The following is a 13,925-nucleotide window of genomic DNA, read 5'->3' as shown; positions in this document are numbered from 1 at the left end:
GTAAGGTTTTTCGCGTTGCATCGAATTAATCCACATCATCCACCGCTTGTGCGGGTCCCCGTCAATTCCTTTGAGTTTTAACCTTGCGGCCGTACTCCCCAGGCGGTCAACTTCACGCGTTAGCTCCGGTACTAAATGGTTTTACCCACCCAACACCTAGTTGACATCGTTTAGGGCGTGGACTACCAGGGTATCTAATCCTGTTTGCTACCCACGCTTTCGTGCATGAGCGTCAGTATTGGCCCAGGGGGCTGCCTTCGCCATCGGTGTTCCTCCACATCTCTACGCATTTCACTGCTACACGTGGAATTCCACCCCCCTCTGCCATACTCTAGCCTGCCAGTCATAAACGCAGTTCCCAGGTTGAGCCCGGGGATTTCACGCCTATCTTAACAAACCGCCTGCGCACGCTTTACGCCCAGTAATTCCGATTAACGCTCGCACCCTACGTATTACCGCGGCTGCTGGCACGTAGTTAGCCGGTGCTTCTTATTCCGGTACCGTCATCCACACAGGGTATTAACCCATGCGTTTTCTTCCCGGCTGAAAGAGCTTTACAACCCGAAGGCCTTCTTCACTCACGCGGCATGGCTGGATCAGGCTTGCGCCCATTGTCCAAAATTCCCCACTGCTGCCTCCCGTAGGAGTCTGGACCGTGTCTCAGTTCCAGTGTGGCGGATCATCCTCTCAGACCCGCTACAGATCGTCGCCTTGGTGAGCCTTTACCTCACCAACTAGCTAATCTGATATCGGCCGCTCAATCAGCGCAAGGTCTTGCGATCCCCTGCTTTCCTGCTCACAGAATATGCGGTATTAGCGTAACTTTCGCTACGTTATCCCCCACTGAAAGGTACGTTCCGATACATTACTCACCCGTTCGCCACTCGCCACCAGGATTGCTCCCGTGCTGCCGTTCGACTTGCATGTGTAAGGCATGCCGCCAGCGTTCAATCTGAGCCAGGATCAAACTCTTCAGTTCAATCCAACAAAAAAACAACTCACAATTCACTGACGGTAGAATTTAACTTCTACCTCGATGGATCTCTCCATCCGTGTGATTGCCTTTAATACTTTTTGCGACTTGCGTCGCTTTCGCATCAAGGCACCCACACCTATCGGTTGTCCAAATTTTTAAAGAGCTTCCAACTTCACCGCGCCGTCGCTTTCGCTTCGTCTGCAGCGGAGAGGCAAGATTATGAAGAACTTCTCTCACCCCGTCAAGCTTTTCAGAAACTTTCTGAAATTTTTCTTTCAACACAACAAACAAGAGATATTTAACAAAACTTATTTGCTGGTTGCGGGAGCAGGACTTGAACCTGCGACCTTCGGGTTATGAGCCCGACGAGCTGCCAACTGCTCCATCCCGCGTCCGTCAGAAGAGGGCGCATTATCCAGAGAATGTGACAGTGCGTCAAGAACAATCAAAAAAATGAGGACTATTTCTTTTCGATCCACTCAACCAAGGATGACCACTGATCAACATCCCTGCGATGTTTCGCGCGCGGCGGATCAAATACGGTCGCTCCTGCCGCGGCAACATTTACGTAATTCTGCGTGCTCCTAAGGTAGGCAACGATAGGAATGTCGAAGTGCTTCAAGAACTCCTCCAGCATCCCAGCAGCCCGGGTGCGCGGGTCAACCCGCATGGCCACGATCCCAACCTTTACCCGCTGGCCTCGAATCTCGCTGCGGATTGAATTCAGAAAGTCTTCGGTAGCCGCCATATCAAAAACAGAAGGCACCAGCGGCACGATGACCTTGTCGACTGTCCGCAGGTAGTCGGATAATTTGTAGCCCTGCAAACCAGCCGGGGCATCAACCACAACCCAGTCAGCTTCCTTTGGCAAATTCAGGGAAATCTGGTTCCCGGCAAAATAACCGGTAATGGCCGGCAACGCCGGGTCACGAAACGCCATCCAGCGCAGAGAGGACTGTTGGCGATCTAGATCGCACAATGTCGTTTTCTTCCCTTTGTTCGCGAAGTAGCCAGACAGATTCGTCGCCAGCGTTGTCTTGCCGGCCCCCCCCTTCGGATTTGCAACCAGAACTGCCCGCATAGAACCTCCCTTATATATTTGCGGGGTCATTATATTCGTCACCTCAAAGGCCTCATAGGTGCATAGAATGTATGCTTTTCTTCCATCAAAACCATCATGGCCACTAAAGCAGCAAGCGACCGCCAAGGAATTCAGTCCATTGAGGTGGGATTTCGACTTTTAAATGTACTGGCGGCGACCAATCGACCGATGATGTTGCGTGACATCGCGAAAGGCGCCGGAATGCCCGCAGCCAAGGCGCATCGATACATGGTCAGCTTCCTGCGCATCGGCATCGTGGAACAAGACAACAGTAGCGGCCGCTATGACTTGGGTGCCTATGCACTGGAGTTGGGGCTTTCCGGGCTCGGGCGCCTTGATCCGGTCCGCCTGGCCGGTCCTATTCTTGAAACGCTCTGCGAAGAAATTCAGGAGACCGTTGCTCTCGCCGTTTGGGGAAACCACGGGGCAACTATTGTTCGAATCGTCGACGCCGGCGGCCCGATAACCATCACGCTTCGTGCCGGGACCGTTTTGCCGCTGTCCAATTCGGCAACGGGACGAGCCTTTGCCGCCTTCTACCGTTCGCCGTTTCTAAAGAAAAAACTCGACGATGAGTTAAAGGAAATCTCAGATACAAGCAAAACGGCAATCACGACCGTTCGCAGGCAGTTGGAGAAGAACCTGACAGAAATTCGCTCGCACGGGATTAGCCGCGCATCTGGCAGCTTGACCCCAGGCATCAACGGCTTCAGCGCCCCCGTCTACGACCACACGGGCAGTATGGTTGCAGCGATTACTTCGCTGGGTTCAATCGGTGAATTTAACGTGGAATGGGACAGTCCTGTAGCCAAGGCCATGCTTGAAGCCTCAAAAACGTTATCGCACCGCCTTGGCCATGGCAGCCTGACTCAATGACATATCCGTTTGCATAAGCACGGTTGGGCCAACAACTCATGGTCTACCGGCTGGGTGCCTGCATATCTGAAATCTGCCGCCTCGAAAATCGATCTCTTTTTGGAACGTAGCGCTACCCGATTTCGCCGTCGGAAAGTACACGGCCCAAAGTAAAACGCGTACACGCCTCATCTGAAATAATGCTCGTGCATGCTGCGCCAATCGTCTGCGCTGAACATCCGAAGAATCAGTCGTTCTGACTCCAGTTGCCGCGAGATCAGCAACGCCCTGAGTCCGAGCCCAACCGGTGTCCTGTCAAGCATGGAAGAAATGAACCGTGTTACCCGTGAGCGCATGCTGGAAGGCCAGCGGCGTTTCATCGTCTGCCTGCCCCCGAAAAGCGAGCAACGGAGTGTCGGAACTTGGCCCGCTGATCGTCTAGCAACACAAGGTTATCGAACAGGTCTTTGGACTGGATCTGATCAAGGGACTCTACGAAATGATGGAGCGGGCAATCGCGGCCGAACGCGCCCCGATTCCTAGAGTTGCGCTGCACCAAGAAAATTCGGTCCGCGATTTAATTTTGCCGCTGATTATGGATGCACCAAGTCCTAAACAAGAATGTAGCGATGGCAGCGGGATTCGCAGGCCAGCGCATTCAAGGCTTCCTGAACCTGAATCTGGACCAGGCTGACCATCCAATGGCGCCTATCGGTGCAGCGCATGACCGGCAACTCGGTCCTGCCGCCCCTTTGGTCGGCAACAGCAACATGGCTCGACTCAATGCGCAGATGATTTTCCGGAGCTTCCAGCCAAGCCACCAATCCTTTTAGCAGATTGTCAGGTTGCAACGCCTGCTCGGCCAGAACAAACTCCGGTGCCAGAACGTCGCCTGCCTGTGCGGCACTGTTGCACTTCTCGATATTCCATTCTGTTTTCAGAAGCCGCCCCCTGCTGCGCAGGGTATCAACATGCTCACGAAACTGGCCCAGCAGGCGGTGCAGGCAAGAATTACGCAGGCTTTCCCGACAATATTCTTCAGAATGGCCAATGCTGCGGATCGTATGATCGGCAAATTGCCGACCCGTCTCATTTTCGCCAGCCGCTTTCTCACGAAAGCCAAGGAGTCCGAAGCACTCAAGCCTGCCGTCCCTTACCAACGCAGGCAAGAAGTCTCTGACTTCGATACTTCTGCCCAGAGCAACCTGCACATCCGCAGGTGCGCTAAAGATGGTGTGGAAAAACGGATGGTTGCAAGGCTCGCTGGCCGAGACTTCGAACGGGCCAGGTATCGCCTGAATCTGCCGGTAGTAGTACAACTCGGCAGAATGCAACGCATGCGCCAGGACTGGCTCGAAGTTGTTTGCCTCGGTAATCGATTCGCCCAGGGTGGCAACCACTTTTTCGACAAAGCGATGGGTTGGCGATGAGGCATGCGGGCCATGAACAAGGCCGCTGAGCTTATTGAAAAACATCAGGACGCTCCTCGAAAATAGGACGTCAGAATATTACCCCTATTTTTATCATGGGTATGAAGATTGGTAATTGCCTGGGCCAAACACCTCCGGGATCGCGCCAAGTCACTCAACACGCCCTCTCCATGCAGGTATGATTCGGAGAATCTGCGACCGGCACACTGGAGACAAATTGACAGCAAAAACCCAAAAGGTGCCTGCACGACACCCGAAAAACAAAAAAGCCACTCCGAAGAGCGGCTTAACTGTTTGATTTTACTGGTGCCCCCGAACGGAATCGAACCGCTACCTGATGATTACAAATCAAATTTTTATATCATTTTTGATATTTCATCTTAGTTGATAAAGTTTGATAAAACCCATGTTTACCGTTACAAATCAATAAGTAAGTTGTTTTTTGTCGTTGATGAGAATTTCCCTTATTTGATATAATCTGCGTACACATGGCGTACACAGAGCGTACACGGGGGAACTCTGATGACTAAGGTAAGACTGACCGCAGCAAGGATTCGGGACCTCGAATGCCCGCCTGAAAAGACCCAGGTTTTCATGCGCGACACGGATACCCAAGGGCTCGGTGTACGAGCCACCAAAGGCTCGAAAGCTTTCATCTTCCAAAGCAAGTTGAAGAACGGCTCGACGATCCGCAGCACTATCGGTGACATTCGTGCCTGGAGCCTAGATAGCGCAAAAGAGGAAGCTCGTCGCCTTCAACGCCTGATCGACCAGGGCAACGATCCGCGAGAACTGGAACAAGCCAAGGTGGAGGCAAAAGCCGAAGCCAAGCGAGCCAAGGAAGCCGCGCTACTGGAAAAAGAGAATCGCAGCCGCTACACGCTGCGCGCCCTCTGCAACGCTTACAGCGACCATCTCGAAGCCAAGGGCAAGGGAAGTGCCAGGCAAGCCCGTTCAATCTTCAAGTGCCATGTCTTCGAAGCCGCGCCAGACATCGCTGAAATACCGGCCAGGGAGATTACCTCCCATCATGCTGCAGCCCTGGTACGAAAGGTGATGGAGCAAGACAAGAGTCGAGCCGCGGGCGTTCTTCGCAGTTACCTGTCGGCAGCCTTTAATGCAGCCAGGAAAGCCCCTTTCGATGCGAAGCTCCCTTCCTCGTTGATCCCCTATGGGGTCGAAAGCAACCCGGTAGAACCCATCGCCACGATCCCAGTAAATCGTGGCGAGCGCACCCTCACGACAGAGGAGCTGAAAACCTACATGGCTGCGCTTTCCGAAGAAAGCATTGCCGACCTAGCGCTGCGGCTAGCGCTGTTTTCCGGCGGTCAACGCATGGCCCAGCTACTTCGGGCCAAGGTCAGCGACTACGACCAGGAAACTGAAACGCTTCGGTTGTTGGACAAGAAGGGAAAGCGGATCACACCACGCGAGCATCTTCTTCCGCTAGCCCCCATGGGAGCCGCCATTGTCGAGAAGCTGCTTGCGATGGCGAAAAAGAAGAAAAGCGATCTGCTGTTTTCTTCCAATGGCACCACCTCCATGGTGGAAACCACACCCGGTAAGCGCGTCTTCTCGATTTGCCAGGTTATGGGCTGTGAGGCCTTTGACCTGCGCGACATTCGCCGGACATGCGAAACCATGCTGGCAGGCATGGGAGTTAGTAAGGACGTTCGAGCCCAATTGCTCAGCCATGGTCTCTCGGGCGTGCAGTCGGCCCACTATGACCGCTACGAATACATTACCGAAAAGCGCAACGCGCTAGAGGCTTGGGAGCGCCGCCTTGATGACATTTCAAAGGGCAAATCGTCCGACAGCAACGTACTATCCATAAAAAGAAAGAGACCGCTCCGCTAGCAACAGCCTCACCAATGTCTTCCATATCAGCCGAACTATGCGCAACTAAACACTACTCATTTGTGCTATCCGACACTAAAGTGACGAGAGAAATTACATTTGGCACTGAAAAAAATCATAATTAGCACATTCGACTATTTCACCTCATGGATAAGCGCAGCGATGGATCAATTCACAAAACGCCCCCCTCATCTTTCAGAGTCTGACCCGTACTACAAAGAACTTGAACGAGTCATTGTCGAAAAATACTTTCAACTCCCGGGGGCAAATGCCACTCGAGAAATTAATCTAACTGACCGGATTTCAGACTCCGAGTTCGTAGCAGATGCTGCCCATCTCTTTGGTTGCAACAAAGCGGAGATCGCAAATGCATTCAACGTCAGCTTACCTACTCAATTTGACGACCCGCTGAGTTACATCACAATCATTCAACTAATAAAGTCAATTCGAGAACAACTACCTTCGATTGATTCACAACACAAACTTGATGAAAGTAACTATGGCGGATTTTGTTGTGCGCCAACAGGAAAAGTAAGTGCATGCGCTGAACCCATCCGCCCCCCAAATCAATCTTCGAAAGTTTTTATAGTTTTTGAATCGGGGTTGCTAACATACATACACGGGATAATTTCTACAATCTTGATGGCAATTCCACCAAATTTATTGGAAGGAGAAAACCTAGAGAGCTGGAGGGCACAGTGGGAGGAATACAAATTAATTGAAGCCTCCCTCCTTTCCGAAGATAGTGCGGCACTAAAAGCTTGGGTTAGTTTTTTTAGCTCATATAACTTACGCTCTGACCTGAGCTACATCCCCAACTCAGATATTCCGCCGATCGCACGCTCAATTATCGCCGGAATGACTTTTGGTTGCGAAGTATTCATAACAGCGCACGAGTACGCACATGCTCTATTGCGCCACCAGAATGCCAAACTCAATGACCACCAAGTTGAATTAGATGCAGATGAACTAGGTGCACGAATCGCTTACCAAGCTTGCACAGATAAAGGCCTCGGATTCCCGATTGTTGCCGCGGGCATAGCAATATTTCTTAACGCCATTGAACTCGGAGGAGCGCAAACGGGGACTCATTTGCCGGCCGCCCAACGAATCAAGCACATTGTCAATAGCTTAATAGGCCTATCGACGGAAGAAAAATCCATCTCTCTTGACCTCGCAACAGTTTTTACGGAAGTACTTCGAGACTTAAACACTCATCAATAGATCGCGCTACTATTTAAGCCTCCGGCGAAACAGAGTCACTGTATTTTTTGCGGAATCAATTAGCGCTCGAGTGAGGTGCCCCCGGATTTAGTGCCAAGGGCCTTTTAGTAAAAGTCCTTGGGTTGCACTGCTAAAGACACTCTTCCACGGCCGGCAGGTCGGAACGCGTTGTCCGATGCTTGGCCGCAAACTCTGCCGGAGTTTGGTAACCCAGCGCACTGTGGGGCCGGTGCTGGTTGTAATCCCGGCGCCAGACAGCGATCAGGATACGAGCCTCAGCCAGACTCGTAAACCAGTGGTCATTCAGACACTCGTCCCGGAATCGGCCATTGAAGCTCTCGATGAAAGCATTCTGGGTCGGTTTGCCTGCCTGGATCAGTTTGAGCTGAACGCCATGCTGACAAGCCCACTGGTCGAGTGCCTTGCCGGTAAATTCAGGCCCTTGGTCGGTCCGGATGGCCTTGGGGTAGCCACGGAACCGGGCTGCCTGATCAAGCACCCGCGTGACGTAATGCCCCGAGATGCCGAAGTCGACTGCCAGATCGACAGATTCCTTGCTGAAATCATCGACGATGGTCAGCACCTTGATTCGTCGGCCGCTGGCCAAGGCATCACTGACAAAATCCATCGACCAGACCTCGTTCGGACCCGAGGGCAGCTCAAGTGCTTGCCGTTCGACCGCGACACCATGCCGCCTCTTGCGCCGCCTGACCGTCAGGCCGGCATCGCTGTAGAGCCGATAGAGTCGTTTGTGATTGACCGCAACACCTTCCCGTCGAACCAGAGCGTGCAGGCGCCGATAGCCGAACCGGCGCCGCTCTCCGGCGAGTTCGACCAGTCTGGCCTGTAATTGCTCATTCTCTGGCTGCGCCTTTGACGCGTAGTGCAGCACCGTGCGCGATAGACCCACCAGCTGGCAGGCACGGCGTTCGGAAATCTTCGTCGATTCCTGCATCACCATGACTGCCTCACGCTTTTGCTGGGGGCTCAGCGTTTTCGGCCTAAAGCCGCTTTCAGCGCCTCCGCATCGAGGATCGATTCGGCCAGCAGCCGCTTGAGCTTGCCATTCTCGGCTTCGAGCTCCTTCAGCCTCTTGGCATCCGGAACCGTCATCCCGCCGAACTTCGCTCGCCAGTTGTAGAACGATCCGTCACTGAAGCCATGTTGCCGGCACAGCTCCTTGATCGGTATTCCGGCTTCCGCCTGCTGCAAGAAACCGATGATCTGCTCTTCTGAAAACCGCTTCTTCAAGTCCATTCTCCTTCTCGAAAACGGACTTTACTAAATTCCCCGTGGCACTGTTTATTGGGGGCACCTCACGAGAAACTTCGAATAATTGAGTTTCATGCAACAAATGGCGCCATCTCGAACAGCCATAGAGCATTGGTTTTTCGTTTGGGTATTCGATAGCCATCCAGCTAATTGCATCAACAAGAGAGACCCAGCCATCTTTTGCAATCCTCGACTCGGCCTCGAATAATATCTTTACTATAGGCGTATCAGCCCAGTCGATGGGTCGGCACGATTGTTCACCATGGCTCAGAAAAACAAGGAAGTCATCGCTATTAACCAACGCGAGTGTTCGATCCCTAGCCTCTTGATGGGATTTTACCCAAGCATGCATGATTGACAGTTGCGACTCGATCTGCTGATCGCACGAGTTCAGATGTGCTTCTGCAGCTTCACACCCTTCATCGCTCCAAAGATTGAAGCGCTCAATGAAGTGATGCACGAGATCATTTCGCATTGCGACTAGCGCCTCGAATTCCTGAACAGTCCGCGCATAGTCATCTTCCGCCATGCTGATTTTGGATTTGTAGCGGAATAGCATCTTCTTATCGATAACAGAGGCAGAAACCCCATCGCCGGCGTCTTTCCCTAAATCGGGCGCAATGTAACTACCCACAAATGATTTCAGGACCGTTCCGAGCGTTTTATCGGACACAAACTCTTTTCGCCTTAGTTGGGCTGCCTGTATTTCTTCAACTTGCCCAAAGGCAGATTCGTGTTCTGAATCGATCCAGAGCGCCTTTACCAGAAGCTCAAGCTGTTGCAAGCGAATGAGACACCGGCCCAGCTTTCGCTGGACAGATCTCTGGTGTGCGGCGAACGAAGGTTCGTTATCAGAAGAACTCATAGACGTCGATTTTCAATATGACTGGCGGAACGCTTCCAGACTCGTAACCACACCGAAGCATCCCACCTACGCAAGGTGTGCAAAAACTTGGAAAACGGACTATTGGCAGGAAATCTACCGACCAATTTTCTCATTCAAGTCCGTCAAGTTGGCCACTAGCCTTTAGCAGATCGAAAATGCTCTGCTCTTCGATGGCATACACACCTCGAGCTGCTTTCCAAACCAGTTTCTTTTCCTGAAGCGCAATCAGCGCCTGCTGCACGCCAGGCACATCAGCCTTAGCATCATCAACAGAAAGACCTGCCTGAGTCATGGCCTTCCGGTACTTTTCCAAGGTAGCGGCCTCAAATGGCGCGTAATTCTCCCTTGCAGCGGCCATGACTCGTAACACGGAAGACTGTATCGGCGTGAGGCTATGAATAACGCCCAATTGCACCTGATTCATCTCATCAGTCAGCCGTCGAACCTCCTCGGCAAACTTGTCGGCCCCCGTTTCAACGTCGATTTCAAAGTCGAACCGAAAGCGATCTGCTGCGGCGCCGATCACTTCCGGTCGATACCCAGCTTCCACGAACAAGGGCAAGACTTGCTTCGGGTCCAGTTGAAACGGCAAATCCACCTCTTTGCAAAACCATTCGATGTAGTCCTTGCCGAGCATCGGAAAATTAACCAACGGCGCCCCAAAGAAAGCCTGGTCTTTACTGTTGCGCAGCATCGCCAGCTTGTCTCGATTGGAACCAGTGCACACAACGCGCAGCCCATGATGTTGACTGCTGTTCAGTTCATCGCGCGCAGCTTTCAATGCAAAGAGCGCCGATACCCCAGCCTCGGTTGTGATCGCATGCTGGGCTTCATCAATTACCAGGACAATGATTTTCTTGGTTTCATCAGATAAGGCAACCAGTGCCTCGGTGAGGGATACATCCTTGCCGAGACCAACACGATCCAGGTCGAACGAAACACTGCCAACTTTGACCTTATCCAGGCCAGCACTCTTGGCTAGCCGCAATACAACCCCATCATTGCTAGCCAAGGTTCCTCGGATGGCATTCACGATCACATTGCCAGGATCAGCTGTCGGGTTTGCCCAAAGATCTGCGTACACCACCAAGGCACCCTCTGCCTCTAGTGCTGGACGTAGATCCTCTCGAACAAATGTAGACTTTCCGGTGCGCCTGGGTGCTGCGAGAAACACACCTGAACTGGCTGCGCTACCCACACCAATGACAAGAATCTGCTTTGCGAAACGGTTCGCCAGTTCTGGCCGCTGAAAAAGAACCTGAGCGTTTGACATGAGAGCACCTATAGGAAACTATAGACAGATTATAGAGTGATTATAGAAACCCGAGCGATGCGAAATATAGATATTTATAGACAACTATATACCAATTATATGAACTCACCTTGAACGCTCGGCACAGTGGCTTTCAATGCTTCTGCGGCGTTATCGTGCACCACGAAACCAGAGGATCAGCCCCCGGCCTGCCGCACACAAGAGCTCTCCCTAGCGCCATTTGATCAATCTAAATTGAACAATTTGGCCGATTTGTTCAATTTAGATTGATCATGCCAAAAAACGCGCCTTCGAGATATCCCCTCTCCCCTTGGAAGTCCAAGCTGCTCTCCATATTCTTGGCGCGCAACTTGCGCGTACCCGGAAGGAGCGAGGCTATTCACAACGCGACTTCTCTGTCATCGCCGAAATGTCACTGCCAACCATAGTCAAAATGGAGCAAGGCGCTCCAACTGTTCAGATCGGCTACTACGCTCGTGCGGCTTGGTTGCTCGATGTCTCCTTCCCGAGGCTTGTGGGTCCATGATCACCGAGCTTTAGCCAAGAATTCTGCCACTAGAGAGTTGAGTCGAGCGGGCTCGTCCTTATGAAGCTCGCAAAGATGTCGATTCTCCGCGAACAGAAAAGGCTTGAGTGATCGCCATACCTGCCAAGCCATCGGATTCCTCTTGTTCCCGGTTGTGGGATGTATCCGGTGAGCAATTTTGTTCTTAAGCAAGAATCGATGATAGGAACTAGCTTCGCCACACGACATGTATTCGTCACTTGGATCAGAGAACACAGCAAGAACGTCCTTCAAATCGCAGCCGAATTCATCAATCGCTCGTTTCAGACACTCGATCTGGCCACTAGGCCCCCGCTCCGCCGGAAACATTGCGAAGGCCCGCCGATCAAATGTGTCGACGACCACATAGAGTGGCGTCACACCGAGGGGACTAGCCCGGTGTGTTCTTACAATTCCTTGCGCAAGAATCCGTCCAGAGCGGGTCGCGACGTCGCCCTTCCAAGCAATGGTTGGATCGACACATTTTCGAACGAGATCTCTTTGAATCTGGGAGAGTGTGCCCCCTCGCAGATAGCGCCGATGTAACTCTTCTGCTCGCAACTGCCGAGTATTCAGCTTCGATTCTATTAGCAAATTACTGATGGTCGACGGTGCTACGAGCTTCAATCGATCTGAATGTAATTGCTTAGAAATGCTACGTGCACTCGACGTCGGCATCGCTAAACACAGATCCAAAATTTCCCTTCTTGATGTCCTGCCAGTAGTCATTGGCAAATGCACTGCCTTGGTAATTGGCTCCCCCCTCACCCAACCATTTCCATACTGAAGCCATCGCTGCCTCCACTTGTAGAACGTGGACTCCGCTATCCCAAGTTCGTCCTGCACTTCCTTCTTTGGTCGATCAGTAGCCATGGCCTCGGCAAAGCGTTGCCGTACTACAAGTTCAGCTTGAACCGGAAATTTCATAAGCAGCAAATCAATCTCAAATAGGTATTTCTACGAGCATTTGGACAAATGGACTCACGACTCCTTCACGGCCCCCAAATCCGAATTTAGGCGTTGCAAGATTCGCTCCGCGCCGGGCCCAGCGCTTCATCTCAACTTCAGAAAGGAGTCAGTAATGACTTACCAAAATCCTAACACTACCGACCGCCTGCTCTCTCGTAAGGAAGCAGCAATCTACCTGGGCCTGGCACCGCAGACGCTTGCTTGCTGGTGGACAAATAAAAGGTATTCCCTGCCGCTGATCAAGATCGGTCGTCACGTGAAATATCGCCAGAGCGATCTGGATGCCTTCATCGAACGCAACACCTACGGCGGGGAGGTGCTGCAATGATTGACAACACCTACATCGCATCGCCGCTGCTGACGCATGTGATGGACGAGGCTGATTGCTTTTCCAATTCGAGCCCGGAATACGCCGAGTTGCTGAGTCGTCTCTTGATCATCCATACGCACCTGAAGGCAACTGAATCCGCCATCAGGGTGATCGAGCAAATGGCAGTTGGGCGTGGCAACAAAGCCCATGCATTGCAACGCATCTATCAAATCGCTTCGGATTATTCGGGAGCCGCTGAATCTGCCGAGCAAATGCTCGACGACGTCAACGCATGCCTCGAATACCTTCACTGGGATCAGCCGAGTCATACCCCCCCGGGCGCCGCCTCGGATGATGAACTCGACGAGTTGCTCGGCGACAGGACAAACAATACCCACCAAGGAACGCTCAAGGCTCAAACCGTGAAGGAGGAAAACTGATGACTGGATACGACGCAATGCTTGGATTCTCTGAAAGTGCAGCGCTTCTGGCGACCATTTTCCCGACCGAGAAAAATAGTTGGCCGATGTTCCTTGCTCAGAACATCCATGGACAAACCTCTGGATCCCCCGTAATTCGTTGCGACCCTCAGTTTGATGACATCTACTTCAACTCCGACCACCTTGAGCACTTTGCAATGAGCTATGCCAAGGGCAAGCTTTCTGAGAAAGAAATTGAAAATCGAGTCGATGAGTTCTTCGAAAAGAGCAAGATGGCTACGACAGCTCCCTCGGAAAAGCGCTGCAACCCGGTATTCGAACGTCTCGGAGAAATCTTCAAGAACAACTGCTCTGCCAACAAGATTGAAATTCGCCTCAACAGGGATGAGGCCTACAACCTTGCTTGTGAAATTGGGAAACTGGCTTCCGGCCACGATGATGCAGCCAATGCCCTTTTGACCCTCGCGATGGCATTCCGAGTTTTCAAGGCAGACGGTCCGCCGACCGAGAAAGAGGTTCGCGCCTTGCTGAACATTATCAGCGAGCACGCCGAACGCGCATTTGATTCTGCTGAAGAAGCAAAATGCCTGAGCGAAACCCTCTTCGAGCAGCTTGAAGAGGCTGAAGAAGCCATCCGAGGCTAGTTAGCAGAAAAAAGAGGGGGGCGAGGGCCGCATCTAGGCGAGTGCATGTGCGGCCGGGGATTCTGAGCAATCCAGATTTCCCATATAGGGTACAGGTCTCAATCCCCTCCTTACTTCTTCTTCTCCAATACACAACACCACCA

13 protein-coding genes, 1 tRNA gene and 1 rRNA gene (1 of these 15 running past the window's edge) are annotated in these 13,925 nt (G+C 52.2%); 7 read left to right on the top strand and 8 right to left on the bottom strand.

Translation table 11 applies throughout. The features are described from left to right. The 3 genes from KI613_RS04700 to KI613_RS04690 all read right to left on the bottom strand — a co-directional run. Positions 1-979: ribosomal RNA gene (locus tag KI613_RS04700) — 16S ribosomal RNA — on the bottom strand; it reaches 559 nt to the left of the window's first position. A gap of 313 nt (positions 980-1,292) precedes the next feature. Continuing rightward, a tRNA-Met gene (locus KI613_RS04695) sits at positions 1,293-1,368 on the bottom strand. Between the two features lie 68 nt (positions 1,369-1,436). Continuing rightward, the gene (locus KI613_RS04690) at positions 1,437-2,057 is read right to left on the bottom strand and encodes a ParA family protein (RefSeq protein ID WP_226404048.1); all 621 of its coding nucleotides are present in this window, start codon (positions 2,055-2,057) and stop codon (positions 1,437-1,439) included. Positions 2,058-2,153: 96 nt separating this feature from the next. On the opposite strand from KI613_RS04690, the gene KI613_RS04685 reads away from it, so the two are divergent. Beyond that, positions 2,154-2,954: an IclR family transcriptional regulator gene (locus KI613_RS04685; protein WP_226404047.1), complete on the top strand. Its 801-nt coding sequence runs from the start codon at positions 2,154-2,156 to the stop codon at positions 2,952-2,954. Between the two features lie 590 nt (positions 2,955-3,544). On the opposite strand, the gene KI613_RS04680 is transcribed toward KI613_RS04685, so the two are convergent. Continuing rightward, entirely contained in the window at positions 3,545-4,408 is an 864-nt protein-coding gene (locus tag KI613_RS04680) for a hypothetical protein (RefSeq protein WP_226404046.1), read from the bottom strand. Positions 4,409-4,885: 477 nt separating this feature from the next. Here KI613_RS04680 and KI613_RS04675 point away from each other — a divergent pair, with 477 nt between their 5' ends. After that, a complete protein-coding gene (locus KI613_RS04675; RefSeq protein ID WP_226404045.1) occupies positions 4,886-6,220 on the top strand; it encodes a tyrosine-type recombinase/integrase in 1,335 nt (444 codons plus the stop codon). Between the two features lie 99 nt (positions 6,221-6,319). After that, a complete protein-coding gene (locus KI613_RS04670; RefSeq protein ID WP_226404044.1) occupies positions 6,320-7,444 on the top strand; it encodes a M48 family metalloprotease in 1,125 nt (374 codons plus the stop codon). A 130-nt stretch (positions 7,445-7,574) separates the two neighbouring features. On the opposite strand, the gene KI613_RS04665 is transcribed toward KI613_RS04670, so the two are convergent. The 3 genes from KI613_RS04665 to KI613_RS04655 all read right to left on the bottom strand — a co-directional run bounded on the left by KI613_RS04665 (position 7,575) and on the right by KI613_RS04655 (position 10,875). After that, a protein-coding gene (locus tag KI613_RS04665) for an IS3 family transposase (protein WP_226399398.1) occupies positions 7,575-8,695 on the bottom strand; the annotation gives its coding sequence in 2 pieces (ribosomal slippage) (positions 7,575-8,449 and positions 8,449-8,695; 1,122 coding nt in all). Continuing rightward, positions 8,595-9,500, bottom strand: a complete 906-nt coding sequence (locus tag KI613_RS04660; protein WP_226404043.1) for an OST-HTH/LOTUS domain-containing protein — start codon at positions 9,498-9,500, stop codon at positions 8,595-8,597. The genes KI613_RS04665 and KI613_RS04660 overlap by 101 nt, the downstream gene beginning before the upstream one ends. A 211-nt stretch (positions 9,501-9,711) precedes the next feature. Next, a complete protein-coding gene (locus KI613_RS04655; RefSeq protein ID WP_226404042.1) occupies positions 9,712-10,875 on the bottom strand; it encodes an ATP-binding protein in 1,164 nt (387 codons plus the stop codon). 310 nt (positions 10,876-11,185) lie between these two features. Between KI613_RS04655 and KI613_RS21365 the strand changes: the two genes are divergently transcribed. Next, positions 11,186-11,401 carry a helix-turn-helix domain-containing protein gene (locus KI613_RS21365; protein ID WP_226404041.1) on the top strand — a complete coding sequence of 72 codons (216 nt, stop codon included), beginning with the start codon at positions 11,186-11,188 and terminating at the stop codon, positions 11,399-11,401. Here KI613_RS21365 and KI613_RS21360 read toward each other — a convergent pair whose 3' ends face one another. Beyond that, positions 11,402-12,292 carry a hypothetical protein gene (locus KI613_RS21360; RefSeq protein ID WP_404827004.1) on the bottom strand — a complete coding sequence of 297 codons (891 nt, stop codon included), beginning with the start codon at positions 12,290-12,292 and terminating at the stop codon, positions 11,402-11,404. It abuts the gene before it with no gap. 208 nt (positions 12,293-12,500) lie between these two features. On the opposite strand from KI613_RS21360, the gene KI613_RS04640 reads away from it, so the two are divergent. From KI613_RS04640 to KI613_RS04630, 3 genes are read left to right on the top strand one after another with little or no spacing between them, the layout of a single operon-like run. Beyond that, a complete protein-coding gene (locus tag KI613_RS04640) occupies positions 12,501-12,716 on the top strand; it encodes a helix-turn-helix transcriptional regulator (RefSeq protein ID WP_226404039.1) in 216 nt (71 codons plus the stop codon). Continuing rightward, on the top strand, positions 12,713-13,138 hold the full coding sequence (locus tag KI613_RS04635; protein WP_226404038.1) for a hypothetical protein: 426 nt from the start codon (positions 12,713-12,715) through the stop codon (positions 13,136-13,138). The genes KI613_RS04640 and KI613_RS04635 overlap by 4 nt, the downstream gene beginning before the upstream one ends. Then, a complete protein-coding gene (locus KI613_RS04630) occupies positions 13,138-13,782 on the top strand; it encodes a hypothetical protein (RefSeq protein WP_226404037.1) in 645 nt (214 codons plus the stop codon). Before KI613_RS04635 ends, KI613_RS04630 begins: the two co-directional genes overlap by 1 nt. Positions 13,783-13,925: the final 143 nt, after the last annotated feature.

This window comes from Ferribacterium limneticum (assembly GCF_020510585.1).
Lineage (GTDB): Bacteria > Pseudomonadota > Gammaproteobacteria > Burkholderiales > Rhodocyclaceae > Azonexus.
This window is presented reverse-complemented; position numbering and strand designations above follow the sequence as displayed.

Excerpts from the sequence above, each read along its gene's own strand:
- KI613_RS04675 (WP_226404045.1), top strand. The coding sequence starts at position 4,886 with ATGACTAAGGTAAGACTGACCGCAGCAAGGATTCGGGACCTCGAATGC.
- KI613_RS21360 (WP_404827004.1), bottom strand. The coding sequence starts at position 12,292 with ATGGCTACTGATCGACCAAAGAAGGAAGTGCAGGACGAACTTGGGATA.
- KI613_RS04655 (WP_226404042.1), bottom strand. The coding sequence starts at position 10,875 with ATGTCAAACGCTCAGGTTCTTTTTCAGCGGCCAGAACTGGCGAACCGT.
- KI613_RS04690 (WP_226404048.1), bottom strand. The coding sequence starts at position 2,057 with ATGCGGGCAGTTCTGGTTGCAAATCCGAAGGGGGGGGCCGGCAAGACA.
- KI613_RS04640 (WP_226404039.1), top strand. The coding sequence starts at position 12,501 with ATGACTTACCAAAATCCTAACACTACCGACCGCCTGCTCTCTCGTAAG.
- KI613_RS04685 (WP_226404047.1), top strand. The coding sequence starts at position 2,154 with ATGGCCACTAAAGCAGCAAGCGACCGCCAAGGAATTCAGTCCATTGAG.
- KI613_RS04680 (WP_226404046.1), bottom strand. The coding sequence starts at position 4,408 with ATGTTTTTCAATAAGCTCAGCGGCCTTGTTCATGGCCCGCATGCCTCA.
- KI613_RS04630 (WP_226404037.1), top strand. The coding sequence starts at position 13,138 with ATGACTGGATACGACGCAATGCTTGGATTCTCTGAAAGTGCAGCGCTT.
- KI613_RS04635 (WP_226404038.1), top strand. The coding sequence starts at position 12,713 with ATGATTGACAACACCTACATCGCATCGCCGCTGCTGACGCATGTGATG.